Genomic DNA, 26,377 nt, shown 5'->3' on the forward strand with positions numbered 1-26,377 from the left:
TCCTCTCTGCGCAGCGCAGCATCAGGCGATATGCTTATCTGGTTTGTGCGCATGTGCCTTGTGCGACGCGTGCGTGTCAGTGCTCCCGCTGGTGGCGTTGCCGGAGTTCGCTGTTGCGGCAGATGCTGTCGTAACCGGTGAAGATGATGAGGGCGGTGTAGGTGGTGCAGGCGGCGTAATCCCGATTGGCCGGGCGCTCTGTACACCGGCTGCACTCAGGGCGCTAGCCACCTTGGCAATATTGTTCGGATGCGGGCCGTCCAGCGCGGTGATGGTATTGGCAACAGACGGAGTGCTGGCGGTAGGCGTGGCGCTGGCTGCGACCGCTCCTGTGCTATCGGCAGGAGTGGCAGAAAAATTCCGTAGATGGCCCGTAGCGGGCCCGGATGCCAACGACATGGACTTGATATCCTGCTCAAGCTGGCTCAACAACCGTTGTGCAGCGCCATTATCCCCGGACTGTATCGATTGCCCCAGCGAAGCCAGATCGGTCTGCACACTGGTACTCAAGCCCCCATTCGCAGTCCCTGCCTGTGTCGGCAAAGCCATCGCCTCCTGGCTGGCCCCTTGCATCAAGGCATACACGGATTGGGCATTCTGAATCTGTTGTTGCAGATGGCTCTGCCAGACTGTCTGCGCGTCCCCTTCCAGCCGATCCAGCGCATTTTGCGCCTGGCCCAGACTGCCCGTTTGCAACGCCTGCCCCAAGGCAGCCCAATCGGTCGCCACAGGGCTTTGGCTGGCACGCAATGAGGTGCTGGCCGCTGCCGTTACACCGGGAGCTGCCGTCGTAGCATCTGGCGCCGCAGTCTGGCGGGGTGCAAAGCTCGCCTGGACGCGTTGAAAATCAGCATAGGCTTGCTGGGCTGCACCCAAATTGCCGTTCTGCAAAGACTGCACCAGCTGGTCGAAATCCGACCTTGCCTGCTGCACATTCGGACGAGAACGCAGCGGGCCCAATGATTGATCTACAGCGGAGACGTTCATGATGACTCCCTATTCCATTTCCAATTCAACTCATTTGACATACACATCAAATGAACCGCTTCGGAAGCGAACAACACATAACAGTCAAACCTGCCGCCAGACGGCAAAAACTGCCGCGCCATGTGCCGATAGCGGCAAATCCTGCATCGGCACAAAGACAAAAGTGGCACACACAGCGGATCAACGCATGGAGCGTGCCATCCTTGTACAGACACAATGACAGCCCCTTGGCAAAGGCGGTGCTTTCTGTTGCAATGGGAAACATCAGATTGAACAATACAGGGCGCAGAGGCCCCAGCCATCATGGAACTTTCAGTGCTTGCAAAATCCAGCATCGGCTTTTTTCTGGTTTTGCTGATCCAGTTGGCAGCGCGCAGCAAATGGTATTACCTGTCTGCCCTGCTGCCGCTCTTCCCCTCCATGGCGCTGTTCTCGTATTACTTCGTCGGGCAGAACCATTCTGTGGAAACCTTGCAGGAGACAATTGTCTTTGGCATGTTCTCGCTCCTGCCTTATTTCTGCTTCCTGCTCGCCCTCTATTTCAGTGTGCGTGGCTTCCGCATTGTTCCAGCGCTCTGGCTGGCTTCGGGCGCATGGCTGGTCGTAGCCGCCGTGCAGATCCAGGCTTGGCCCTGGGTGAGAGCAGCCCTGGGTTTCAGGGCGTCGTGACGCTTGCAAAGCAATTTTGCCTGCTCACGCTCTTGCGCCACAAATGGAACGCCCACAACACGATCAGCAACTCCACCGCCAAGCCCCAGTGGAAAAGGTAATTGAGCCACCAGTGATCGTAGAATTTGCGCACGGAAAACATGTTGAAAGAGTAATCGGACCAGGGCGCCAGCCACCAGATGTGACCAAACACAGAGTCCAGCACCATGTGGATCAAGCCATTGAGCGAGAACATGAAGGCCAGCAAAGGAGTGAACTTGCGCTTGGCATACCACAAGGCAAATCCGGCTCCAAGCAGCAAGGATAACCACACCACAGGAAAATGGGTGAAATAGGTATGATGATTGTGCCAGCGATGATCGAAGAGATAAAAGTAGAAAAGATCAAAGTCCGGCGCAACCGACCCCAGGAGCGCAGCCCATACATAAGCGGAATAGTCCTTTGGCGTTACGCGCAGACGATCACGCAACATATGGCTGGCGATATAGCCAGCCGGAAGATGGGCAATAAACATGGCAGAACCGAAGCCTATCGATATGCAATATCAACAGGCTAAGGCTGCACCATGAGCAGATGAGGGGCGGAAGGTGAAGTCGTGTGAAAGCACGGTGAAGCCACCGTGCCACCACGGTTATGCGGGGCGCCCAAGCAGCACAACTGCCTGGGTGGCAATCCCTTCGCCACGCCCCAGGTGCCCGAGGCGTTCGTTGGTCTTACCCTTGATGTTGATGCAATCGGGCGCCAGTGCCAGATCCGAGGCCAGATTAGCCACCATCGCTGGCGCATGGGGCGCAATCTTGGGGGCCTGGGCAATGATGGTGGCATCCACATTCACCACTTCCCACCCTGCAGCGCGTACACGCGCATAGGCTTCGCGCAGCAATACCCGGGAATCTGCCCCTTTGAAGCGTTCATCCGTATCCGGAAACAAGCGGCCGATATCGCCCAGCCCTGCCGCCCCCAAAAGTGCGTCGGTAATGGCATGCAGCAGCGCATCTGCGTCAGAATGACCAAGCAAGCCTTTGTCATAAGGAATCTCAACCCCGCCGAGAATGAGCTTGCGCCCTTCTACCAGACGATGTACATCCAAGCCCTGGCCGATGCGAAACGGTACGCCCATGTCATACACTCCGTGCGCGCAACAGCATTTCTGCCAGCGCGATATCTTGAGGATAGGTAACCTTGAAATTGGTGATGTCGCCCGCCACCAGCCTGGGGGGCATGCCCAGCGCCTCCACTGCGCCTGCTTCATCAGTGACGCCGCCTGTGGCAGTCAGAGCACGCAGAAGCAGGCCATAGCGGAACATCTGCGGGGTTTGCGCCTGCCACATTGCTTCACGGGAAATCGTATCCGCCACACGCCCTACGGAATCGGCACGTTTGAGCGTGTCGGCAACGGGCACTGCAAGCAGCCCGCCTACCGGATCATCCTTGAGCGTGGCAATCAGCGCCTCAACCTGCTCGGGCAGGAGACAGGCCCGGGCAGCGTCATGGACCAGAACCCACTCCTCGTCACCAATACTGTCTTTAAGCGCTTCGAGCGCCTGGGTCACACTGGCTGCACGCGTGGCACCGCCAACACGCAACACCTGCAGACGCGGCCCGAAACCCGACCAGTCAAAATCCTGCCAGCATGTATCGTCTGGCGCCAAGACCACGGTGACCGTTTCAATTGCAGGCACCGCCAGTAGCGCAGACAGCGCATACCACAGCATGGGTTTGCCCGCCAGACTCAAATATTGCTTGGGCATCTGGGAGCCCATGCGGCTGCCACTGCCTGCAGCAGGAACAATTGCAAAGAACTTGCTCATCAAACGCTCACTTTCGCAGTCTGCACAAAGAAAAAGGCCGGGTAACGAGGCCCGGCCTTCTTTATTGAGCTTGCGCCATCAAACCGACTGGCTGGACATGCCGTAGAGGTCGCAACAAAATGGAGTGCAGCGTAGCGCAACGGTTCTGGCTAGGCGCGCCGCCGCAGACAGTACAGCTAGTACGGCAAGGCGGCGCAACACCGCCAGAACCATTTGGTTACGGCCTCTTAGTCTGCCTGCTTGCGCAGGAAAGCAGGAATGTCATAAGTGCCAAAGCCGTTTGCGCTCATCGCCTCCACCGTGTTACGGGTATTACGACGAATCACAGCGGGCATGTCCAGATCACCGTAGTTGACTTCCACACCAACGTTATCCGTCCCGGTCTTCACCATCTGGATCACCGGTTGGCGGGCCATGGTGCGCGCAGCGCCCAAGCCAGTTGCCAACACGGTAACGCGGATGCGGTCTTCCATGGCATCGTCAAACACGGTGCCGTAGAACACGGTGGCATCTTCGGTGGCAAAGGCGCGCACGGTCTGCACGGCTTCACGCACTTCAGACATCTTGAGCGAGCGGGAGGCGGTAATGTTGATCAGCACACCACGGGCACCCGAGAGTTCAACGCCTTCCAGCAAGGGGCTGGCAGCGGCCTGCTCGGCAGCAATGCGGGCACGATCCAGGCCAGAAGCTTCGGCAGAGCCCATCATCGCACGGCCCATCTCAGCCATCAGTGTGCGCACGTCCTGGAAGTCAACGTTAACCAGACCGGGCACATTGATGATTTCGGCAATGCCGCCTACAGCTTTACGCAGCACGTCGTCAGCATTGTGGAAGCATTCTTCCATGCTGGCATCATCACCATAGACTTCCATGAGCTTGTCGTTGAGCACCACGATGAGCGAATCAACATGCTTGGAAAGCTCTTCGATCCCGCTATCGGCAATCCGGTAACGGTTTTCAAAATCAAAGGGCTTGGTCACCACCGCCACGGTCAGGATATCAAGCTCCTTGGCGACTTCGGCCACCACCGGTGCTGCACCCGTGCCCGTACCACCGCCCATACCGGCGGTGATGAAGACCATGTGTGCGCCACGCAGGGCATTGGCGATTGCGTCGTGTTCTTCCAGCGCAGCCGCACGGCCCGCTTCAGGTTTCGCACCTGCGCCCAACCCGCTTCTGCCAAGCTGGATTTTGCAGGCCGCCAGGGAGCGCTTGAGTGCCTGGGCATCGGTATTGGCGCAGACGAATTCAACCCCCTGCACACCTTCCCGAATCATGTGGTCAACCGCGTTGCCACCAGCACCGCCGACGCCTACCACCTTGATGACGGTCCCTTTAGTTTCCTTCTCAACGATCTCGACCAGATCCATGTATTTCCCCTTGGCTACCTTAGAAACATTCTTCTATCGCGGAAGATCCCCTACATATAGGAGCTGTGACACATGTCACTACTAATAGGCGTTGCAGAATGCTTCTAAATATAGTATTCGTTGCGGAGTTTACTACTAAATAAATGATTGGAGTACAACTATTCCCGTTCGTCCGGAAAAAATTGACCGGCGGTTAAAAGTTCTTCTCCAACCACGCCTTCACGCGCTCAAATGTATGACGCACGCTACGCGTTTCGCGTGCCATCAGACCACGTCGGCGCTGTGCCGCACCCTCCATGATCAGGCCCATCACATTGGCGTATTGTGGCTGACACACCACATCGGCCAATGGGCCGTGATAAACCGGTAAACCAATACGAACGGGCACATGGAAAACATCCTCGCCCAATTCGCAAATTCCTTCCAGTTGCGCAGACCCGCCAGAGAGCACAAGCCCAGAAGAAAGCAGTTCTTCGTAACCACTGCGGCGCAATTCGGCCTGCACCAGTTCAAACAATTCCTGCACGCGGGGCTGCACCACTGCAGCCAGACTCTCGCGCGAGAGCCGACGCGGCGCACGGTCCCCAATGCTGGGAACATCGATTGTCTCAGCCGGGTCAACCAGGCTTTGCATGGCCACCCCTTGGTGCAGCTTGATCTCTTCGGCCTCAATGGTCGGGGTGCGTAGCGCCATGGCAATGTCATTAGTAATCTGATCCCCGGCAATAGGAATCACCGCCGTGTGCCGGATCGCGCCCTGGGTAAATACAGCCAAGTCGGTCGTGCCGCCGCCGACGTCAACCAGGCACACACCCAGTTCCTTTTCATCGTCCGACAACGTAGCAAAACTGGATGCCAGGGGCTGCAACACAAGGTCCATCACTTCGAGCCCGCAGCGACGCACGCACTTGATGAGGTTCTGCGCAGCAGAAACGGCACCCGTAATGATGTGCACCTTCACTTCGAGTTTGACGCCACTCATCCCAATTGGTTCGCGCACCCCATCCTGCCCGTCGATGATGAATTCCTGGGTCAGGATGTGCAGAATCTGCTGATCTGCCGGGATCGGCATAGCACGCGCCACCTCGATCACCCGCTCCACATCCAGCGGGGTGACCTCCTTGTCTTTGATCGCCACCATGCCATTGGAATTAAAGCTGCGGATGTGACTGCCGGCAATTCCGGTATACACGTCACGCACCTTGCAGTCGGCCAGGAGTTCCACTTCCTGGATCACGCGCGAGATCGCGTCCACCGTGGCCTCGATGTTGACCACAACCCCTTTTTTGAGCCCTGCTGAAGGCTGGGTGGCAACCCCGATCACATCGATGCGGCCATCAGGTCGCAACTCGGCCACCATGGCGGTCACCTTGGAGGTGCCCACATCGAGGCCGACGATCAAATCCTTGTTGTCCTTGCTCATTGCACACCCTTGCGCTGATCATTATCGGTGGTTCGAACCGCAAATCCGCTTGGATAGCGCAGATCTGCGACCACTATTTTCCTGTCAAAACGGCCCTGTAACTGCGGCCATGCTGCAATAAATCGTGTCAGACGCGCGTCCAGCGGCGCCTTGTCGTCGTCCCGCCCCAATTCCATGAGCATACCGTTGTCAAGCTTGATCTGCCAGGCGTGCCGCCCGGACAGCGTCAGCGCTACAACGTGCAGCCCCGTGGATTTGAGCAGATCATCGAAGTGATGCCTTTGCTCGATCATCAATACGCCCGCATCGGTCGGCCCGCTGAATACGGGCATATCAGCATTGCTGGCCGCGTCAAACATCTCACCATAATTGTTGATCAACCGCGTGTCGCCCGAGTCCACACTGTGCCAATAGGCCACTGCCTCGTGCTCTTCGAGCGAGACTTCAATCACACCGGGCCAGCGCCTGCGCAATTGGGCATGGCGCACCCAGGGCAGGTTCTCAAACGCCTTGCGCGCGCTTTCCAGATCCACGGTAAAAAAATTGCCCTGCATCGAAGAAGTCGCGGCGTACTCCAACTGCGCCCGCGTCACCCGATTCAGTGGGGAAGTCACCACCAACTCTTGCAGATGGAACACGGGCAACCGGGTCACCGCCTTGACGACAGCATAGGTCAGCCCCACTGTGGCGACCACCACCAGAGCATCCGCCACCAGATTCATCCATTCCGGCCGGTGCCAGAACCCGCTCTCAGGGCGCGCACGTCCCCCTGGCGCGCCATGCGCAGCCACGGGCGTCTTGCCGAAAGCGGGTTGATGATCAGTCAAGGCTTGCCATCTCCAGAATGCGTCGGCACAAAGCCGGGAAATCAATGCCAATTGAATTGGCTGCCATGGGGACGAGCGAATGGCTTGTCATGCCCGGCGCCGTATTCATTTCGAGGAAGGTGTAGCTGCCATCCTCGCGCACGATGAAATCGGCCCGCCCCCAACCACGACACCCTAGCGCACGGAAGGCTTTGACCGCATCGGCCTGGATCGCTTCAGTCACTTCAGGCGCAAAACCTGCCGGGCAGTGGTAGCGCACCTTGTCGGTAAAATATTTGTTCTGGTAATCGTAGGCGACAGCCAAAGGCTCGATGTACACCAAGGGCAGGGCCTGATCTCCCAACACTGCAGCCGTGCCTTCACGCCCGGCCACAAACTCCTCGGCAATCACCAGGGGGTCGAGCTTGTAGGCCGCGTCAAAGGCAGTACGAAACTGTGCGGCGTTTTCCACCTTGCTGACGCCAATTGATGAGCCTTCACGGGCAGGCTTCACAATCAGCGGCAGCCCAAGTTCATCGATGACAGCGGCAAAGTCCATTCCCGGCGTCAGCATACGAAACTTTGGGGTAGGCACACCCGCAGCCTGCCACACCATCTTGGTACGCCATTTGTCCATGGCCAGAGCAGAGGCCATCACACCACTGCCGGTATAGGGAATGCCCAGCACCTGCAAAGCCCCCTGCACCGTTCCGTCTTCACCAAAGCGGCCATGCAGGGCAATAAATGCCCGCTGAAAACCTTCTTCCTTGAGCCGCCATACAGGCGTCTCAGCTGGGTCGAATGCATGCGCGTCGACACCTGCCGAACGCAAGGCCTCCAACACCGCTTTGCCTGAAATCAGCGAGATTTCCCGCTCGGCGGAATGCCCACCCATCAACACCGCAACTTTACCCAATTGCATATTCTTGGCCTGCTCCTGCGCAATTCCAGTTGTTTCAGGCATGGTTTGCAACCACCTTGCCCGGTACTACCCCAATCGATCCGGCGCCCATGGTAATCACCACATCACCCGCCTGCGCGCAGGCATCAATCTGCCGGGGCATATCCGCAATATCTTCCACAAATACAGGCTCAATCTTGCCCGCCACACGCAAGGCCCGCGCCAGACTCCGTCCATCAGCGGCCACCAGTGACGGCTCGCCTGCAGCATAGACTTCCGCAAGCAGCAAGGCATCTACCGTGCCCAGCACCTTTACAAAATCTTCAAAGCAATCCCGCGTGCGCGTATAGCGATGCGGCTGGAATGCCAATACAAGGCGCCGCCCCGGAAACGCACCGCGTACCGCAGCCAGGGTAGCAGCCATTTCCACCGGGTGATGCCCATAGTCATCGATCAGTGTGTAGTTGCCGCCACCTGCCACAGGAATTTCGCCATAGCGCTGGAAGCGTCGCCCCACACCATTGAATTCGGCAAGCGCCTTGAGGATTGCCGCATCGGCCACCCCCAGCTCGGTTGCCACAGCAATAGCAGCAAGCGCATTGAGCACGTTGTGCATGCCCGGCAGATTGAGTTCCACGGCGAGCTTGGGCTCAACGCCATTGTGGCGGATGCAGTCAAAGTGCATCTGGCTGCCCACAGCGCGAATGTTCTCGGCACGGAAATGCGCAGAGGCATCGGTGCCATAGCGCAAGACCTGCTTGGAAACAAAGGGGATGATCTCACGCACATGCGGATCATCCACGCACAACACCGCCACGCCATAAAACGGCAGGCGATGGAGGAAATCGACAAAGGCCTGACGCAACTTGGCAAAGTCATGACCGTAGGTTTCCATGTGATCGGCATCGATGTTGGTGATGACCGAGATCACGGGGCTCAGGAACAGGAAGGAGGCATCGGACTCATCCGCCTCGGCCACCAGAAAATCCCCGCTGCCCAGCTTGGCATTCGCCCCGGCAGAATTGAGCCGCCCACCAATCACAAAGGTCGGGTCCAGCCCGCCTTCGGCGAGAATGCTGGCCACCAGGCTGGTGGTGGTGGTTTTGCCGTGGGTTCCGGCAATCGCTACCCCCTGCTTCAGGCGCATCAATTCCGCCAGCATTTGTGCGCGGGGCACCACGGGGATCTGATGGGCGCGTGCCGCCATCACCTCGGGGTTATCCCCCTTGACTGCGGTGGATACGACAATAGCATCGGCATCGAGCACATTCTCGGCCGCATGCCCGATGGTCACCTTCACGCCCTGCTCTTCCAGCCTGCGCGTCACTGCGCCTGCAGCGATATCCGAACCGCTGACGGCATAGCCCAGATTGCGCAGCACTTCGGCAATGCCGCTCATGCCTGCGCCACCGATCCCGACGAAGTGAATCCGTTTGACCTTGTGTTTCATGCTTGGGCTACGCTCCGGCTACAAGGGCTCAGCATTCCCTGCCCTACAATGTTCATTGCTTCAACTTTCTCTGCCACCCGATAAAATGGCTTAGTGTTACAAATTCTGCGCTGCAATACACGTCTTGACGAAGGAGCGCGGATGCTCTCTTCCGCAGCCCTCCTGCCTGAGCGCCACACGCTCACGGCAACATGCGCCCCGCGCCCTAAAAACATCTGCCATCACTTGCTGCACAAGGATTGGCACAAATCCGCTACAGCCTTGGCGGCCTCTGGTCGAGCCAAATTCCGAGCCTTTTGGGCACGTTCAAGCAAACTGGCACGATCCAGCTGACGCAAGCGCTCCGCCAACCCGGCAGGAGATAGCTCAGGTTGCGGGATCAACTCCGCAGCCCCACCGTCGACCAAAAATTTCGCATTGCCTGTCTGGTGATCATCCACCGCATGCGGGAAAGGCACCAGAATACTGGGCACCCCCGCTGCTGCAAGCTCTGCCACCGTCAGCGCGCCAGCGCGGCAGATCACCAGATCCGCCTCTGCATAGCGGCCCGCCATGTCTTCGATGAAATCCAGCAAAGTCCCTTCTACCCCCGCGTCCGCATAGGCCTGACGCAAGGCATCAATCTGCTTGGCCCCGGCCTGATGCACGACTCGTGGGCGCTTTTCCTGCGGCAGCAGGGCCAAAGCCTGGGGCACCACGCTATTCAGGGCTTGCGCGCCCAGAGAGCCGCCCACCACCAGGATATTCAAGGGCTGATCCCCTCGGGCAGCGTAGCGCTCTTCTGGCGATGCAATGGCCGCAATCTCCTGCCGCACCGGGTTACCCAACCATTCCCCTTTGGGAAACACGCCTGGGAAGCCGGTCACGATGCGGCGTGCGAGCTTGGCCAGCACACGGTTCGCCAACCCGGCAACCGAGTTCTGCTCATGCAGTACCAACGGGCGACCGCTCAAAACCGCCATCACCCCACCAGGGAATGAGACATAGCCGCCCATGCCCAAGACCACATCCGGCTTGACACGCCGCATGGCACAACCCGCCTGCCAGAATCCACGCAAAAGGTTGAAGGGCAGCGCCAGCATCCGCAGCAGCCCCTTGCCACGCAGGGCGCCGAAGCGAATCCATACGCACTCATACCCCAAGGGTGGAACGAGGCGGCCTTCCATGCCCGTTGCATTACCCATCCAGGCCACCTTCCAGCCCCGTGCGCGCAAAGCTTCCGCCACGGCTACGCCAGGATAGATGTGTCCGCCTGTGCCCCCTGCCATCACCAGCAATGTCGGCATCATTGATCTCCTTGTCTGGGGAGGCGGCTCTGGCTGTAACGCGGCGGAACCCCGGCGTCACCCCCCAAAGGCGCCCCACGCCTCATCTGGCGATTTTCCCAATCAATCCGCAGGAGGATGCCCAGGGCCAGACAGTTGGCGACGATGCCCGAACCACCATAGCTCATCAGCGGCAATGTCAATCCCTTGGTGGGCAGTAAGCCCATGTTCACACCCATATTGATGAATGATTGCACCCCAAACCACAAACCAATGCCTTGGGCTACCATGCCCGCGTAATAATTCCCGACGAAGTGGGCGCGCTTGGCGATTGCAAAGGTCCGATGCACCATCACGGCAAACAGCACAACCACGGTCAGCACCCCGACAAATCCAAGCTCTTCTGCAATCACGGCAAGCAAAAAGTCGGTATGTGCTTCAGGCAGGTAGAAGAGTTTTTCCACACTCGCCCCCAGCCCCACACCAAACCACTCACCCCGCCCAAATGCGATCAAGGCGTGAGAGAGTTGGTAGCCGCTCCCCAAGGAATCCTTCCAGGGATCGACAAAATTGAAGAGCCGCTCACGACGATAAGGGGAGAGCCAGATCAGCAACAAAAAACCAACCACTGCAACGATCATCAGCAGGGCAAAAATACGTGCGTTCAGCCCACCGAGGAAGAGAATGCCAAAGGCAATGCAGCAGATCACAACGAAGGCGCCAAAGTCTGGCTCGCGCAACAGCAGGAAGCCGACAAACAGAATCATCGAAGCCATCGGCAGGAACGCATGGCGAAAGCTCTTCATCACGGCAAGCTTGCGGATGGTGTAGTCCGCTGCGTAAAGCCCCACAAACAGCTTGGCCAATTCGGAGGGTTGCAGATTGCCGAAACCGAGGGGAATCCAGCGCCGGGAACCGTTGACCTCACGGCCGATATGCGGAACCAATACAACAATCAGCAATACGAGCACCGCCATGAACAGGTAGGGCGACAGGCTTTGCCAGGTACGGATCGGTACGCGAAAGGCAAAAGCCCCTGCCGCCAATGCAATCAATACAAAAATGGTATGCCGTACCAGAAAATAGTAAGGCTGGTGGGCAAACATGCGGCTGCCCTCTGCCACTGCAATGGAAGACGAATACACCATCACCAGGCCGAACAGAATCAGGCTGGCGGCTGACCAGAACAGCAGGCCATCCAGTTCAGACACTTGCGGCGTCCCATTCAAGCGGGCATTGCCACCAAAACGGAATCCAGGCAACCAGGAAGCCATGGCAGAAGCCCTCATGATTTCACCCCAGCAATACGCCGCACAGCCGCCACAAACACCTCGGCACGGTGCGCATAATTGCGGAACATGTCCCAACTGGCACATGCGGGTGACAGCAATACGGCATCCCCCGCCTGGGCCAGCTCATTGGCGCGGGTAACTGCCTCATCCATGTCTTTAGCATGAACAAACACAGTCTGTGCATTGGTCGTCTGGGCTTCGATCAAGCCAGCATCGCGGCCAATCAGCACCACCGCACGAGCATGCTTGGCCAATGCGTCACGCAGGGGGGAGAAATCCTGCCCCTTGCCGTCGCCCCCGGCAATCAGCACAACCGGGCGCCCCAAACCTTGCAGTGCCGCCAGGGTGGCACCGACGTTGGTACCCTTGGAGTCGTCATAATAATCGACACCTTCTTCACGCGTGCCAACCCATTCCACCCGGTGGGGAAGCCCCTTGAAATGCTTGAGCGTTTCCAGCATGGCAGCCATCGGCACACCAACCGCTTCGCACAGTGCCAATGCAGCCAGGGTATTGGCTACGTTGTGGTCTCCTGCCAGCCGCAATCCCTTGCGTGCCATCAGCGATTTGCTGCCACACACCAGCCAGCTCTCGCCCGCGATGTTGCGCACACCGTAGTGCCCGGCTTCGGGCAGATTCAGGCCGAAAGACAAGACCTGCACGCCGGGTTTGGCGGATTTCGCCATCTCCATGACAGCCAGATCATCCCGATTGAGGACGCGTACCGGCGCACCGTTGAAAACCGCCTCCTTGGCCTTGCCATAGCAAGCCATATCGCCATGCCGATCCAGGTGATCGTCAGTCAGGTTCAGCACCGCCGCCGCGTCGGCACGCAGCGCGGCGGTTGTTTCCAACTGGAAACTGGAGAGTTCCAGCACCCATACATCTGGCATATGGCCGCTATCGATTCGCGCCATCAATTCCGTAAGTGCGGCGGGTGATATGTTGCCTGCCACGGCGGCATCCAGTCCGGCGCCACGAACCAACTCACCTGCCAGCGTGGTGGTGGTGGTCTTGCCGTTGGTGCCGGTGATTGCAATCAGCTTGCATCGACTGCGCAAATCCAGCGCATTGAGTGCATCAACAAACAATTCGATCTCGCCAGTCACCCGCAGGCCACGCTGGCGGGCTTGCGCCACAACTGATTCGTTGATCGACACACCTGGGCTGAGGGCCACGGTTGCCACGCCTTCAAGCAAGGCATCAGCAAATGGCCCGCAGATGACTTCGGCATTCGGGCAATCCTGCCGCAATTGATCCAGCCCTGGCGGCGTGGCACGCGTATCGGCCACGCGCACGCGTGCGCCCTGGCGGGTGAGCCAGCGCACCATGGCAAGCCCCGATTCACCGAGGCCCAGAACCAGAAATTGTTGATCGGCGTACAGCATTTTTGAATCCTGATCAGCGCAGCTTCAGAGTCGACAACCCAAACAGCACCAACATGATGGTAATGATCCAGAACCGCACCACGACCTGGGTTTCCTTCCAGCCCCCCAGTTCATAGTGATGGTGCAAAGGCGCCATACGGAAGATGCGCTTGCCCCCAGTCCACTTGAAATATGCCACCTGCAACATCACGGACATGGTTTCGGCCACAAATAGCCCACCCATGATGAAGAGCACAATCTCTTGACGCACAATCACCGCAATGGTTCCCAGGGCAGAGCCCAGCGCCAGCGCACCCACATCCCCCATGAATACCTCGGCGGGATAGACGTTGAACCATAAGAAGCCCAAACCAGCTCCCGCAATCGCGCCGCAGAATACGGCAAGCTCACCTGCGCCCGGCACAAACGGCAAGGACAGATAGCGCGAGAAGCCAAAGTGCCCGGCCACGTAGGCAAAGATTGCCAGGGCCGCAGCCACCATCACGGTCGGCATGATCGCCAGCCCGTCCAGACCATCCGTGAGGTTCACCGCATGGCTGGTGCCGTTGATCACCAGATAGCTCAGAATCATGAAACCCACTACGCCCAGCGGGTAGGACACTGTCTTAAAGAATGGCACAATCAGGATGGTCTGCGCCGGGTTGCTTGCGGTGGTGCCCAGGTAAATTGCCGCAGCTGCGGCAATGGCCGAAGTCCAGAAATACTTCCAGCGACTCGCCAGCCCCTTGGGATCGCGGTACACCACCTTGCGCCAGTCATCCACCCAGCCTACCGCACCAAAACCCAGAGTCACCGCCAGCACAACCCACAGGTAACGGTTGGACAGATCTCCCCACAACAAGGTGGTGATGGTGATGGAGATCAGGATCAGCGCGCCGCCCATGGTCGGCGTACCCGCCTTGGTCAGATGCGACTTGGGGCCATCGTCACGCACGGCCTGACCGATCTTCTTGGCGGCGAGCCAACGAATCAGCCCAGGGCCGAACACAAAGGAGATCACCAGCGCAGTCAATGCCGCCAGCATGGTACGCAGAGTAATATAGCCAAAAACATTGAAGGTACGAATGTCCTGACCGAGCCAGAGAGCCAGTTTGAGCAGCATTATTTATGCCTTGAATAATTGTCGGACGGCAGCGGCAGCGCCAACGCGTCGGCCACCCGTTCCATGCGCATGAAGCGCGAACCTTTTACGAGCACCACCCGGTCTGGCCCCAGCGCAGGCTCCAACGCCGCCACCAGAGCCTCAACCGAGTCGAAATGCTCCCCCCCCGCTCCAAAATTGTGTGCCGCCAAGGCGCTGTGCTCACCCAAGGCATACAGCCGGTCGATCCCCTGGCTTTTGGCGTAACCGCCAATTTCGTCGTGATACTGGGCGCTCATCTCACCGATTTCACCCATATCCCCCAAAACCAGGATTTTCTGACCGGTCGATGCGGCCAACACATCAATGGCAGCCCGAACGGAATCGGGATTGGCATTATAAGTATCGTCCAGCACGGTGGCACCCGATTTCGCCTGCCGCACCTGCAAACGCCCCTTGGCGCCAGAGAAATTGTTCAGCCCCTTGGCGATCGCCTCCAGCGAAACGCCCGCCCCCAATGTGGCCGCAGCGGCCGCAGCGGCATTACGCACATTGTGCTGCCCTGGCACATCCAGCTGAAACTCCGCCTTGCCTTGCTGCGTGTGCAACACCACGCGGCTGCCGAAAGGCAGCGCCTGATAGCTGGCCCGCACCTGGGCCGCCGCGTCGAAGCCAAAGCTGATCACCCGCTTGTTCTTGCACAGAGTCTGCCAATAGCTGCAGTGGGCATCGTCGGCGTTGATGGCCGCAATGCCGTCCGGCCCCAGGGCGGCAAACAACTCGCCCTTTTCCTTGGCCACAGCATCCAGCGCCCCCATGCCTTCAAGGTGGGCGCGCTGGGCATTGGTCACCACCGCCACGGTTGGCGCGGCCAGCTTGGCCAGATAGGCAATCTCGCCGGGGTGGTTCATCCCCATTTCAATCACCGCAGCACGGTGATCCGGGCGCAGACGCAGCAGCATCTGCGGCATGCCGATATCATTGTTCAGATTGCCCTGTGTGGCCAGCACCTGCTCTGGGGCATCCCCCACCCAGGCGCGCAGGATGGCGGCACACATTTCCTTGACTGTGGTCTTGCCGTTGCTACCCGTTACCCCAATCAAGGGCAGCGCGAAGCGCTTGCGCCAAGCGGAAGCGAGAGTTCCCAGGGCAAGACGCGGGTCTTCCACAGCAATCACCGGCCAAGCTGCTGGCAACGCAAACTCGTTGTGCTTGCTGACGATGCCGCCAACCGCACCCCGCGCAGCCGCATCGGCCAAAAAGCGGTGGGCATCAAAATTGTCCCCGCGCAAGGCAACGAACAGTTTGCCTGTCAGATCCTCACGGGTATCCAGCCCGATAGCGGTGTATTCGGTATCCGCTCCGCTGAGTTCAACACCAAGCACCTGGGCTGCTTCACTCAATTTCATCATTGTTCGCCCCATGTTTGGCGCGCCAGGCGTTCAAAGCCGCGCTGGCATGTTCTGCATCACTGAAGTGGTGGCGTTTGCCAGCAATTTCCTGATACGTCTCGTGCCCCTTGCCTGCGATCAGAATCACATCATTGGTATGAGCTTCCATAACCGCACGCTGGATCGCCTCGGCGCGGTCAACCATCCTCTCGGCCTGGGCCGCGCCCTCTGCCACCTGGGCAATGATGGTCTCGGGATCTTCGCTGCGTGGGTTGTCGCTGGTGATGATCGCCTTGTGTGCCAACCGCACTGCCACCTCGCCCATCAGCGCACGCTTGCCGGGATCACGATCACCACCACAGCCAAACACGCATGCCAGTTGGCCGTGGCGCGACACCACGGTACTTCGGAGCGCTTTCAGGGCTTGTTCCAGCGCATCCGGGGTATGAGCATAATCGACCACGATCATGGGCTCACCCACCCCACCCAGGGTCTGCATGCGCCCTTCCGGTGGCGTCAGTGTCCGGGTTGCTTCGATAGCCTGCTCAAAGCTGACACCGGATTCGAGCAACACGGCAATCACGGCCAACAGGTTGGAAGCATTGAATTGCCCAACCAACCCCACCGACATTTCGGCCTGTTTTTCACCACACCGCACCACAAAGCGCATGCCATGGGCGGTGGAGCGCAACTGCTCGGCGACAACCACGTATTTGGCTGGCGCCGCCGAAGCGTTGTCTGGCACCACGGTATAGCCGACCACGTTCAGATCCTTGCCAGCCAGACGACGTGCCTGCACCACCCCCATAAGATCATCAAAATTGAGCACGGCAGACTTCAGACCGGGATGATCAAAGAGTTTGGCCTTGGAGGCGGCATAAGCCTCCATGGTATGGTGGTAGTCCAGATGATCCCGTGTCAGGTTGGTAAACACTGCCACATCCATACGAACCCCGGCCACGCGGCCTTGGTCAAGTCCGATGGAAGAGACTTCCATCGCCACCGCCTGAGCGCCTTCTGCCAGAAAACGAGCCAGATCCTGCTGTAAGACAATGGCATCCGGGGTTGTATTGGCGGTATCGGCAAGGCGCCCGGGAAAACCGGAGCCAATCGTGCCAATCACAGCACAGCCGCGCCCCAGGTTGATGAACGCCCGTGCCACCCATTGGGAAATGGAGGTCTTGCCGTTTGTGCCGGTCACCCCCACCATCCACAGTTGATCGGACGGACGACCACAGACCTCGTCGGCGATATCACTCACCAACCAGCGCAGACGATCAACCGGCAGGTTGCTCACCTTGATGCGGGTATCCCACTCAAAACCTTCGCGTTCCCACAAAACGGCAGCCGCGCCGCGCTTGACCGCATCCTGAATATACTGGCGCCCATCGCTGGCATGCCCCGGATAGGCCAGAAACACGTCTCCCGGTTCTACCTTGCGGGAATCAGCACAAACGCGCTGAGGGGTCCCCCCCTCAGCGCGGATCAAGGCCATGATTGCGTTGGCGAGATCGGATGTCACATGTTCTCCTTGCTCTTGCCCACACGCGCAACCTGCGTGGGCGCAATCGGGGCATCTGGCGACACACCCATCCAGCGCAATGTAGAACCCATGATCTGCGAGAACGCAGGCCCTGCCACATCGCCCCCAAAGTGCTGCCCGCCTAGGGGATCATCCAACATGACTGCGACAACCACACGCGGATTTGACATCGGCGCCACCCCTACAAAAGAGGCTACGTAGCGGCGCACATAGTGTCCGTTTTCCAGCTTGTAGGCTGTCCCCGTCTTGCCACCCACGCGGTAACCCGGCACGGCCGCCTTCTGCGCAGTCCCGCCCTCGCCCACCACGGATTCGAGCATGAGGCGCATCTGCTTGACGACCTCGGGGCTGAACACCTGCTTGCCATGCATGGGGGGAGAATCCACCCGGGTCAGCGACAAGGGGATCAAATCGCCATCCCGTGCAAAAGCCAGATAGGCGTGGGCCAGTTGCACCAGGGTCACCGAAATGCCATGACCATAAGACATGGTTGCCTGCTCAATCGGACGCCAGGTTTTGTAGGGCCGCATGCGCCCGCCTACTTCACCGGGGAAGCCCATCTTGAGTGGCTGCCCGAAGCCCAGGTCGTTATAAAGCTGCCACATCTGCTCTGGCGGGAAAGTCAGAGCAATCTTGGCCGTACCAATGTTGGATGACTTCTGGATCACCTGGGATACCGTCAGTGCCCCGTGTGCGTGCGAATCCCCGATCGTGGCGCCGTTGATGGTCAGGTGCCCACCGTTGGTGTCGATGATCGTATCCGGGCGATAGCGGTGCGACTCCAGCGCCATGCTGATCACAAAGGGCTTCATGATCGAGCCCGGCTCATACGAATCGGTAAACGCCCGGTTACGCACCTGCTCACCCGTGAGCTTCACACGGTTGTTCGGGTTGTAAGTAGGTTCGTTGACCAGGGCCAGGATCTCACCGGTCTTCGCGTCCAGCACCACCGCAGCACCTGCCTTGGCCTTGTTGGCATCCACCGCCTGCTTGAGTGCGCTATAGGCCAGATACTGGATTTTGGCATCAAGTGCGAGCGGAACATCCTTGCCGTCCTGGGGCTGGCGGATGGACTCCACGTCCTCCACGATCTCGCCACGGCGGTTACGAATCACCCGACGGGAGCCCGGCTGGCCGACCAGTTCGGACTGCAGTGCCAGCTCGATCCCTTCCTGCCCCTTGTCATCCACATCGGTAAAGCCGATCAGGTGGGATGCCACTTCGCCCACCGGGTAGAAACGGCGGGACTCTTCCTGCTCCTGGATACCGGGCAGTTTCAGGTTCGCCACACGGGCGGCTTCATCGGGCGGCACTTCGCGCTTCAGGTAGACGAAATCACGCTTGGAAGCCAGACGCTTGCTGATTTCCGCAGGGTTCATCCCCAAGGTCTTGGCCAACGCAGCAATCTGGCTGGCATCAAGCTGGGCCATGTCGGTAATGGCGGCAATCGACTTAACCGGCGTGCTGACAGCCAGCAACTCACCATGCCGATCTGTCACCTTGCCACGGTTGGCAGGCATCACCAGGGTACGGGCATAGCGGGATTCACCTTTTTGCTGCAGAAAATCCTTGTTGACGCCTTGCAGGTACATGGCACGGGCACTCAAGACCACCGAGCCCGTCAGCAGGGCAACCAGAACGACGCGTGCCCGCCACTCAGGCAGGCGATCTGAAAGCAGAGGATTATGGTTGAAGGTATATGCTTTTTTCATTGCAAGTGCCCCCCAAGAGGCTCAAGCGAAATCTGGTTGTTATGCTCCGGGGGAACCATCTTGAGGTTCTCCCTTGCAATCTTGTCTACACGTTGCCGGGCGCCAAAGGCCCCGCTCTCCAATTGCAACTGATCCCATTCGACTTTCAGCGCCTGGGTTCTTGCCTGTTCCTTTTCAATGGCCGTTACCAGTTTGCGCGACTGGTGCTGGGAGGCCACCACTCCCAGGGCACTGGCCAGACATGCCAGAATCAGCACGGCCGTCAGGCGGGCCATTACGCATCTCCTGCCAAGGCAGCAAACGGTGCTGCGGTACGTTCGGCCACGCGCATGATGGCGCTGCGTGAACGCGGGTTGGCGGCCACTTCGGCCGCACTGGGCTTGATTGCATCCCCTACCAGACTCAGCATCGGACGAGGGCGATCCGCCTCACGCACCGGCAAGCCCTTGGGTAGCGCAGGCGGGCGTGATTGATCGCGCATAAAACGCTTCACGATCCGGTCTTCCAGCGAGTGAAAGGCAATCACCACCAAGCGCCCTCCTGGCACCAATCGCCTTGCTGCCCGTGGCAGGGTCAGCGAGAGCTCCTCAAGTTCCCGGTTAACGCAAATCCGTAAAGCCTGGAAGGTGCGCGTCGCTGGGTGCAGCCCCGGCTCGCGCGTATAGACGACTTTCTCCACGAGCGCGGCAAGTTGTCCAGTGGTTGCGACATCCCCCCCCGCCCGAGCAGCATCAATCGCCTTTGCAATCGCATGAGCAAACCGTTCTTCACCGTATTCCCTCAGCACAGTTGAAATTTCAGCCACGGTTGCCCGGGCCAGCCATTGCGCGGCGGATTCCCCCCGCGTTGTATCCATGCGCATGTCCAGCGGCGCATCGAACCTGAAACTCATGCCACGCTCCGGGTCGTCGAGCTGGGGAGAAGACACACCCAGATCCATCAACACCCCGTCGACCGTTTCAATCCCCAGCGCATCGAGCTGTGCATCAAAGGCCGAAAAAGGCTCGTGCACCAGACTCAGCCGCGAATCCTGCAAGGCACGCCCGGCCTCAATGGCACGCGGATCACGGTCAAACGCAATCAGGCGGCCCTGCGGCCCCAGTGCAGCCAAGATGCGGCGGCTATGCCCACCCCGGCCAAAAGTGGCGTCCACATAGACGCCCTCTGGACGGATCGCCAACGCATCCACGGCTTCATGCAGCAGCACTGTGATGTGATTCAGATTTGCACTCACAGCGCCAGATTCTCAAAACCAGCCGGCAGCTCACCGCTGGCAAACAATGCCGCCGCATCTGCCTGTTGCTTGAGCCAGGCCGCGTCAGACCACAATTCGAAATGCTTGCCTTGCCCCACCAAACGCACCTGTTTATCCAGCTTTGCCCATTCCCGCAGTTCGGGGGCAATCAACACCCGCCCGGCTGCGTCCATTTCCTCATCACGTGCATTCCCAACCAGCAGGCGCTTGAGCGCGGCAGATTGCGGATTCAGCCCCGGTGCAGCCAGCACCTGGTCACGGATGGGTTCCCAATCGGGCAAGGGGTAGACCAGCAGGCAGCCGTGGGGGTGAGCCGTCACCACCAGATTGCCGCCGCACTGGCTGACCAGGGCGTCACGATGCCGCGCCGGGATCGCCAAGCGACCCTTCGCATCGAGACTCAACGCCGCAGCGCCCTGGAACATTCGACCTCCACCCAATTATTACGATAGTGCTACACCGCACTCGGTACACCACGCTTACCCACTATTATCCATTTTCCACCACTTTGCACCACTCTAGATAAGAAGATTCCGTGCGTCAAGCAGGCTTTCGTCTGAAAACCAAATAGCCTCAATCACTTAGCAAATACCCCGACAAACGGAAGCTTTTTCATCTCGCCGTAACACAGGCAAGGGTGGGGCAGATGTTTTTCGGCCCAGGCCAGCGTACCCTTACTGAGCGGACCGCCCAGACAGTCTGTGGACGACGCAATCGCCCTTCAGACAGGGCATGCGTTAATCAGAATTTGGGGGCAGGAACAAGGCGTAAGAAAACAGAACGCCCCATGGCTACGAACAGGCGTTCGTAGCCATGGGGCGGACAAAGGGACACAAAGAATGAGTTGGGAAGCTCGTCGATAAGCCGGGTTCTGTCGCGCACCCTTGCGGATGCGGGGCAGTCATTCCTCTCGGCGCCACGTTACCATGGAGCTCTAGCAGCCTACCCGGGGGCTCTGCGGGCCGCATCAACGCCCCCCTATTTGGCCTTGCCCCGGATGGGGTTTGCCGTGCCTGCCCTGTTACCAGGACAGCGGTGGGCTCTTACCCACACCGTTTCACCCTTGCCTGATCTCCTTGCGGAGCCATCGGCGGTTTGCTTTCTGTTGCACTTTCCGTCGCCTTGGGTCTTTCGACTTATAGCGCCCGGCTGTTAGCCGGCATCCTGCCCTGCGGGGCCCGGACTTTCCTCGGTGCGCACAAGGCGCAGCGCGACTGCCTGACGAACTTCCCGACGCCATTATACGGGTAGTTCTGCGAACCTGTTCATAATCTGTAACGAGAGGCCGTCAGCGGGGTGAAGAGCAGCGCAGAAACCGGAGTTTATGTTTGATAAATGAGGATTTCGAGCAGCACATGAGCCCCGATCACGGCCTCGCAGTAAGATTATGAACAGGTTCTGTGAAATAAGGTTCCCGATTGCCAACACTGTATTCAGTTTCCGGGCGATTCCGCCGATAATAGGCAGCAGCAGTCATGCACATGTCGCATCTACACCCATGATCAAGAAAATATCTGCCTCAGAACTCAAGGTGGGCATGTTCATCCACGAGCTTGATTGCGACTGGCTGACCCACCCGTTCTTGAAAAACCAATTCAAGCTCAGCACTGACAAACAGATCCAGAAGATCCTCGACACGGGCATCCACTATGTCTATATCGACACAGATCGTGGCCTGGACGTGCCAGACGCCCCGACTGAAGAGGAAGTACGCGAAACGCTCCAGAAAGAGATCATAGAGATTGCCACGGCGCCTGCGCCTGGGATCATCCGTGTTTCCCACGAAGAAGAGATGCAGCGTGCGCGCGCCATCAAGGGCCGTGCCCAGCAACTGGTGCGCAACGTGATGGCCGATGCGCGCCTGGGCCGTGCGGTAGAGATGGAACAAATCGACGGCATGGTGGAGAGCATCACCGAATCCATTCTGCGCAACAGCGGCGCCATCGTCGGGCTGCTCACGATCAAGAACAAGGACGATTACACCTTCCTGCACTGTGTGAGCGTTTGCGCCCTGCTAGTGGCATTCTGCCGCACCCTGAACCTGGATTCGGAAACCACCCGGCTGGCTGGGACCGGCGGGCTGCTGCATGACACCGGCAAAGCGCTGGTGCCTGATGAGGTGCTCAACAAACCCGGCAAGCTCACCGATGAAGAGTTTGAGATCATCAAGCGCCACCCGCGCGATGGCTACGAGATTCTGCTTAAATCGCCGGAGATCGGCCCTATCCCGCTGGATATCACGCTGCACCACCATGAACGCATGGATGGCAACGGCTACCCGGACAAACTGAAGCCCGAACAGATTCCGCAACTGGTGCGCATGTCTTCCATTGTTGATGTATACGATGCCATCACGGCAGATCGCTGCTACCACCGTGGCATCCCGGCAACGGATGCCTTACGCAAACTGCATGAATGGAGTTCCTTCCACTTTGATCCGGTGCTGGTGCAGGCATTCATCCGCTGCGTGGGGATTTACCCGGTCGGCTCGCTGGTACGGCTGGAGTCAGGGCGGCTGGCGGTGGTGATTGAGCAAAACGACACGAGTCTGTTGCAGCCCCGCGTCAAGATCGTCTTCAACACCAAGACAAAGAACCCCGTGGAGCCCTACGATCTAGACCTCTCCCGCCCCATGGGCAGCGGCGGTGCAGACCGGATCATTGCACACGAAGACCCGGCCAAGCATGGCCGAGACACCCAGCGCTTTATCCAATACATCCAGGCATCCGTGATGTAGACACCGGTAGGGCCAGAGACAAACTACTTGGCTGGGGCCGACTGATTCGGCTCAAAAGCCAGCGCATCACCCTTTTGCTTGAAACGGCCGAGCAAGACCCCAGGCATGGGGTTGGGTGCCTGATCAAATTTTTGCACCTGGCATTGCTCCGTACCCAATGCGTACCAGGTATTCCCCTGGTGTGCGGCATACAGCATAGGGCGGACTTCGTAGAGTTCCAAATCCGCCATGGGCTTTGTACCCAGATCAAGATCATAACGACGCTGGCATTCCGGAAAGCGGGCCACGACGATGCGCTGTTCCACCTCCCCACTCCAGAACCAACGCTGCTCGCGCAGGAAGGAGATGGAGTGGTTCTTGTCACCACCGACCATGTAGGAAGCGGCCTGATTTTCACACCCGGCAAGGCAGCTCAGGCTCAACGCAGCAAGGATCAGCCAGGATCTGTTTGTCATCACGCCCTACCTTTTCGTTATTGTTGATGCCTTCAGGATAAGCGCCAATTGATCTTTTCTCCAGCCCGCAATGGCACAAGCGGATCACCGGGGAGGTAATCCTGGGTCGCTGGCACCGTCCATGCCTCACGACGCAGGGTAATGCGCTCAGCATTGGGGGGTACGCCATACCAGGCGGGGCCATTCAGGCTGGCAAAGGCTTCGAGCTGATCAAGCGCTCCCGCCTGCTCAAAGGCTTCCGCATACAGCTCAATCGCAGCATGGGCGGTGTAGCACCCGGCGCAGCCACAGGCGGCCTCCTTGGTGCTTTTGGCATGGGGCGCGGAATCGGTGCCGAGGAAGAAACGGGGATTGCTGGAAACAGCAGCCGCCACCAACGCCTGACGATGGGTTTCCCGCTTGAGCACCGGCAGACAGTAGTGGTGGGGCCGTATGCCGCCCACAAACAGCGCGTTGCGGTTGAGCAACAGGTGGTGAGCAGTGATCGTAGCCGCGATGCTATGCCCGCCCTGGCTTACGAATCGCGCCGCCTCCGCCGTTGTAATGTGTTCGAAGACCGCACGTAGATGCGGGAATTGCGTTGCGAGCGGCGCAAGTACGCGGTCAATAAAAGCAGACTCGCGATCGAACATGTCAACATCAGCATGGGTCACCTCGCCATGAACACAAAGCACCAAACCAAGCGCCTGCATGCGCTCCAAAACCGGATAGACCTTTTCAATTGCAGTCACCCCGGCATCCGAATTCGTCGTCGCCCCTGCGGGATAGAGTTTGACGGCGTGGACAACCCCACTTTCCTTGGCGCGGTCGATTTCGTCAACAGGGGTGTTGTCTGTCAGATACAACGTCATCAGGGGCGCAAACTTGAGACCTTCGGGCAGCGCCGCCAGAATCCGCTCACGGTAGGCCAAAGCCTGTGAAACCGTTGTGACAGGCGGGCGCAGATTGGGCATGATCAACGCGCGGCCAAATTGGCGCGCCGCATCCGCGACAGTTGTTTGCAAAGCTTGGCCATCGCGCAGGTGCAGGTGCCAATCGTCAGGGCGGATCAGGCTCAGGGTCTGGATGCTCATGTCACATAATCTTTCAGTTGCGGGTTGCTTTCAGTTCCAATGCGAGATCATACAGCGGGTTGCGCGCTGTGCCGCTGATCTCGGCGGCCAGCTTGGCAGCGGACTTCACCGGCAGCCCCTCGGCCAGCAACAGTTCCAGCACATGCCGAGCTTGGGCGGGAACCCCTTCGGCCACCGGCGCAGGCGCCAGGAGCAGCACGAATTCGCCGCGCTGGCGGTTGGCATCCGCCTTGATCCAATCCAGCGCTTGCGCAAGAGGCATGCGCTCAATCTGCTCAAAGAGTTTGGTCAGTTCGCGGCAGAACACAATCTCACGTTCCGGCTCCAGCGTTGCAGCCATATCTTCCACGCACTCCAGCACCCGATGCGGGGCTTCGTAGAAGATCAAGGTGGCCTCATCACTGCGCAAAGCCTCCAGGGCAGCACGTCGCGCCGTCGGCTTGGTCGGCAAAAAACCCACGAAACGGAACTGCCCGACGCCCAACCCGGATACTGACAAGGCCGCCACGGCAGCGCAAGGCCCCGGCACCGGCACCACGGGGAAACCTGCCGCCTGGACACGCGCCACCAACCGGGCGCCGGGGTCAGAGACTGCCGGGGTGCCTGCATCGGTGATCAAGGCGACATGCTGCCCGGCCTCAAGCAGCGCAATGATGCGGGTAGCACCTTCCTGCTCGTTATGCTCATGCACCGGCAGCATGCGCGGGCTGAGCCCATGCGCCGCCAGCAGGCGCTGGGAGTGGCGCGTATCTTCGGCAGCGACCACATCGACGACACGCAGGATTTCCAGCGCACGCAAGGTAATGTCATGCAGATTCCCCAATGGGGTGGCAACCACATACAATGCGGCGGAAGCGTGGAGCGGATTGAGGTCAGACATGGATGCGTTCAAACAGTGGCTAGGCAAGACTTGGGATTGTCTGCTGCGTAGGCCCACAGAGCAAGCGCTACCGGTATCCGATGGCCAGTTGGCCGAACGCCTTGCAGAAAAATTCCTGCGCCAAAAGGGGCTCACGATCCTTGCCCGCAATGTGCGCTGCAAAGGTGGCGAGATTGATTTGATCGCGCTGGAGGGCACAACGCTTGTGTTCGTAGAAGTCAGACTTCGCCAAAATGCTGATTTTGGCGGCGCTGCCGCCAGCATCACCCGGCCCAAGCAGAAACGCATCATACTGGCCGCCCGCCATTGGCTGCATGGTGAGGGCCGCCGCTATGCCCGCCACCCGTGCCGCTTCGATGCCTTGCTGCTCAACGACCTCACAGGCTCAGGCTGCAAATGGATTCGCGCCGCCTTCATGGAAGCGCACTGATGCAACGGCTTCAAATGTATGGGCTGCTGGCTTGGCTGGCGCTGACCACTCCAGACGTGTGCATCGCGCAAAGCATGGTTGTGCAGCGTACCCCGCTGGCAGGCTTCACCCACCATGCGGCCCAAACGGTATGGGATCAGTTGCGTGAAGGAGACGCCTTGCAACTGGTGCTTGAAACAAGCAACCCCTATGATGCGCAAGCCGTGCGCGTAGATTGGCACAAGCAGACACTGGGCTATCTGCCCCGCACCCGCAATGGTGCCATTGCCCGTGCCCTAGATGCCAAACAGCCTCTGTCTGCGCGGATCGGGCACCTGCGCGACGCCCCCGACCCCAGGCGCAGGGTGGAGATCGAGATCCTTGCTCCACTGGCTGCAAGCGCCGGAAAAGATTGAGAAATTCTATCCAAACGAAGGCTTGGGATGCCTTGTGCAAGAAGCAGTTTGTTTTTTTTCAGA

At 59.1% G+C, this 26,377-nt stretch carries 26 protein-coding genes and 1 other RNA gene; 4 read left to right on the top strand and 23 right to left on the bottom strand.

Going from position 1 to position 26,377, the window contains the following annotated elements:
- Positions 1 to 21: 21 nt before the first annotated feature.
- Positions 22 to 987, bottom strand: coding sequence for a hypothetical protein (locus B145_RS0118435; protein WP_018609323.1), 966 nt, complete (start codon positions 985 to 987; stop codon positions 22 to 24).
- Positions 988 to 1,302: 315 nt separating this feature from the next.
- Here B145_RS0118435 and B145_RS0118440 point away from each other — a divergent pair, with 315 nt between their 5' ends.
- Positions 1,303 to 1,656 carry a GlpM family protein gene (locus tag B145_RS0118440; protein WP_157288499.1) on the top strand — a complete coding sequence of 118 codons (354 nt, stop codon included), beginning with the start codon at positions 1,303 to 1,305 and terminating at the stop codon, positions 1,654 to 1,656.
- Here B145_RS0118440 and B145_RS0118445 read toward each other — a convergent pair.
- From B145_RS0118445 to rnpB, 19 genes are all read right to left on the bottom strand, one after another.
- On the bottom strand, positions 1,643 to 2,170 hold the full coding sequence (locus B145_RS0118445; RefSeq protein WP_018609325.1) for a metal-dependent hydrolase: 528 nt from the start codon (positions 2,168 to 2,170) through the stop codon (positions 1,643 to 1,645). The two genes, B145_RS0118440 and B145_RS0118445, sit on opposite strands and share 14 nt — an antisense overlap.
- A gap of 117 nt (positions 2,171 to 2,287) precedes the next feature.
- Positions 2,288 to 2,776, bottom strand: coding sequence for a 2-C-methyl-D-erythritol 2,4-cyclodiphosphate synthase (gene ispF / locus B145_RS0118450; protein ID WP_018609326.1), 489 nt, complete (start codon positions 2,774 to 2,776; stop codon positions 2,288 to 2,290).
- Between the two features lies 1 nt (position 2,777).
- Entirely contained in the window at positions 2,778 to 3,467 is a 690-nt protein-coding gene (gene ispD, locus B145_RS0118455) for a 2-C-methyl-D-erythritol 4-phosphate cytidylyltransferase (RefSeq protein ID WP_018609327.1), read from the bottom strand.
- A 227-nt stretch (positions 3,468 to 3,694) separates the two neighbouring features.
- A complete protein-coding gene (gene ftsZ, locus B145_RS0118460) occupies positions 3,695 to 4,831 on the bottom strand; it encodes a cell division protein FtsZ (RefSeq protein ID WP_026259278.1) in 1,137 nt (378 codons plus the stop codon).
- 199 nt (positions 4,832 to 5,030) lie between these two features.
- Entirely contained in the window at positions 5,031 to 6,260 is a 1,230-nt protein-coding gene (gene ftsA, locus B145_RS0118465; protein WP_018609330.1) for a cell division protein FtsA, read from the bottom strand.
- Positions 6,257 to 7,087, bottom strand: coding sequence for a cell division protein FtsQ/DivIB (locus B145_RS0118470; protein ID WP_018609333.1), 831 nt, complete (start codon positions 7,085 to 7,087; stop codon positions 6,257 to 6,259). Before B145_RS0118470 ends, ftsA begins: the two co-directional genes overlap by 4 nt.
- Entirely contained in the window at positions 7,080 to 8,030 is a 951-nt protein-coding gene (locus tag B145_RS0118475; RefSeq protein WP_018609335.1) for a D-alanine--D-alanine ligase, read from the bottom strand. Before B145_RS0118475 ends, B145_RS0118470 begins: the two co-directional genes overlap by 8 nt.
- Complete coding sequence (gene murC / locus B145_RS0118480) at positions 8,023 to 9,417, bottom strand: UDP-N-acetylmuramate--L-alanine ligase (RefSeq protein WP_018609336.1); 1,395 nt, start codon at positions 9,415 to 9,417, stop codon at positions 8,023 to 8,025. Before murC ends, B145_RS0118475 begins: the two co-directional genes overlap by 8 nt.
- A 221-nt stretch (positions 9,418 to 9,638) precedes the next feature.
- Entirely contained in the window at positions 9,639 to 10,703 is a 1,065-nt protein-coding gene (murG, locus tag B145_RS0118485; protein WP_018609338.1) for an undecaprenyldiphospho-muramoylpentapeptide beta-N-acetylglucosaminyltransferase, read from the bottom strand.
- On the bottom strand, positions 10,703 to 11,956 hold the full coding sequence (gene ftsW / locus B145_RS0118490) for a putative lipid II flippase FtsW (RefSeq protein ID WP_018609340.1): 1,254 nt from the start codon (positions 11,954 to 11,956) through the stop codon (positions 10,703 to 10,705). The genes murG and ftsW overlap by 1 nt, the downstream gene beginning before the upstream one ends.
- Before the next feature lie 11 nt (positions 11,957 to 11,967).
- A complete protein-coding gene (gene murD, locus B145_RS0118495) occupies positions 11,968 to 13,362 on the bottom strand; it encodes a UDP-N-acetylmuramoyl-L-alanine--D-glutamate ligase (RefSeq protein WP_018609343.1) in 1,395 nt (464 codons plus the stop codon).
- Between the two features lie 13 nt (positions 13,363 to 13,375).
- On the bottom strand, positions 13,376 to 14,464 hold the full coding sequence (mraY, locus tag B145_RS0118500) for a phospho-N-acetylmuramoyl-pentapeptide-transferase (protein WP_018609345.1): 1,089 nt from the start codon (positions 14,462 to 14,464) through the stop codon (positions 13,376 to 13,378).
- Positions 14,464 to 15,855 (bottom strand): UDP-N-acetylmuramoyl-tripeptide--D-alanyl-D-alanine ligase, encoded by a 1,392-nt coding sequence (locus tag B145_RS0118505; protein ID WP_033407586.1) that lies wholly within the window; start codon positions 15,853 to 15,855, stop codon positions 14,464 to 14,466. Before B145_RS0118505 ends, mraY begins: the two co-directional genes overlap by 1 nt.
- The gene (locus B145_RS0118510; protein ID WP_018609349.1) at positions 15,839 to 17,356 is read right to left on the bottom strand and encodes a UDP-N-acetylmuramoyl-L-alanyl-D-glutamate--2,6-diaminopimelate ligase; all 1,518 of its coding nucleotides are present in this window, start codon (positions 17,354 to 17,356) and stop codon (positions 15,839 to 15,841) included. Before B145_RS0118510 ends, B145_RS0118505 begins: the two co-directional genes overlap by 17 nt.
- Positions 17,353 to 19,089 (bottom strand): peptidoglycan D,D-transpeptidase FtsI family protein, encoded by a 1,737-nt coding sequence (locus B145_RS0118515; RefSeq protein WP_018609351.1) that lies wholly within the window; start codon positions 19,087 to 19,089, stop codon positions 17,353 to 17,355. Before B145_RS0118515 ends, B145_RS0118510 begins: the two co-directional genes overlap by 4 nt.
- Positions 19,086 to 19,364: a cell division protein FtsL gene (ftsL, locus tag B145_RS0118520; protein WP_018609354.1), complete on the bottom strand. Its 279-nt coding sequence runs from the start codon at positions 19,362 to 19,364 to the stop codon at positions 19,086 to 19,088. The genes B145_RS0118515 and ftsL overlap by 4 nt, the downstream gene beginning before the upstream one ends.
- The gene (rsmH, locus tag B145_RS0118525; RefSeq protein WP_018609356.1) at positions 19,364 to 20,323 is read right to left on the bottom strand and encodes a 16S rRNA (cytosine(1402)-N(4))-methyltransferase RsmH; all 960 of its coding nucleotides are present in this window, start codon (positions 20,321 to 20,323) and stop codon (positions 19,364 to 19,366) included. Before rsmH ends, ftsL begins: the two co-directional genes overlap by 1 nt.
- On the bottom strand, positions 20,320 to 20,769 hold the full coding sequence (mraZ, locus tag B145_RS0118530) for a division/cell wall cluster transcriptional repressor MraZ (RefSeq protein ID WP_018609358.1): 450 nt from the start codon (positions 20,767 to 20,769) through the stop codon (positions 20,320 to 20,322). The genes rsmH and mraZ overlap by 4 nt, the downstream gene beginning before the upstream one ends.
- Positions 20,770 to 21,188: 419 nt before the next feature.
- Positions 21,189 to 21,574: RNase P RNA component class A (gene rnpB, locus B145_RS27725), an RNA gene on the bottom strand.
- A gap of 268 nt (positions 21,575 to 21,842) precedes the next feature.
- Here rnpB and B145_RS0118535 point away from each other — a divergent pair.
- Positions 21,843 to 23,081, top strand: a complete 1,239-nt coding sequence (locus B145_RS0118535) for an HD-GYP domain-containing protein (protein WP_018609361.1) — start codon at positions 21,843 to 21,845, stop codon at positions 23,079 to 23,081.
- Between the two features lie 23 nt (positions 23,082 to 23,104).
- Here the strand turns inward: B145_RS0118535 and B145_RS0118540 are convergent, their stop codons facing one another.
- The 3 genes from B145_RS0118540 to rsmI are packed head-to-tail and all read right to left on the bottom strand — an operon-like array spanning position 23,105 to position 25,489.
- Positions 23,105 to 23,536, bottom strand: a complete 432-nt coding sequence (locus tag B145_RS0118540) for a hypothetical protein (protein ID WP_018609363.1) — start codon at positions 23,534 to 23,536, stop codon at positions 23,105 to 23,107.
- 32 nt (positions 23,537 to 23,568) lie between these two features.
- Positions 23,569 to 24,609, bottom strand: coding sequence for a dihydroorotase (gene pyrC, locus B145_RS0118545; RefSeq protein WP_018609364.1), 1,041 nt, complete (start codon positions 24,607 to 24,609; stop codon positions 23,569 to 23,571).
- 13 nt (positions 24,610 to 24,622) lie between these two features.
- Positions 24,623 to 25,489, bottom strand: a complete 867-nt coding sequence (gene rsmI, locus B145_RS0118550) for a 16S rRNA (cytidine(1402)-2'-O)-methyltransferase (protein WP_018609366.1) — start codon at positions 25,487 to 25,489, stop codon at positions 24,623 to 24,625.
- Here rsmI and B145_RS0118555 point away from each other — a divergent pair.
- Together B145_RS0118555 and B145_RS0118560 are read left to right on the top strand one after the other, a co-directional pair.
- Positions 25,488 to 25,919, top strand: coding sequence for a YraN family protein (locus tag B145_RS0118555; RefSeq protein WP_018609368.1), 432 nt, complete (start codon positions 25,488 to 25,490; stop codon positions 25,917 to 25,919). The genes rsmI and B145_RS0118555 overlap by 2 nt on opposite strands.
- Positions 25,919 to 26,314, top strand: a complete 396-nt coding sequence (locus tag B145_RS0118560) for an HIRAN domain-containing protein (RefSeq protein ID WP_018609369.1) — start codon at positions 25,919 to 25,921, stop codon at positions 26,312 to 26,314. Before B145_RS0118555 ends, B145_RS0118560 begins: the two co-directional genes overlap by 1 nt.
- Positions 26,315 to 26,377: the final 63 nt, after the last annotated feature.

This window comes from Uliginosibacterium gangwonense DSM 18521 (genome assembly GCF_000373965.1).
Classification (GTDB): Bacteria; Pseudomonadota; Gammaproteobacteria; order Burkholderiales; family Rhodocyclaceae; genus Uliginosibacterium; species Uliginosibacterium gangwonense.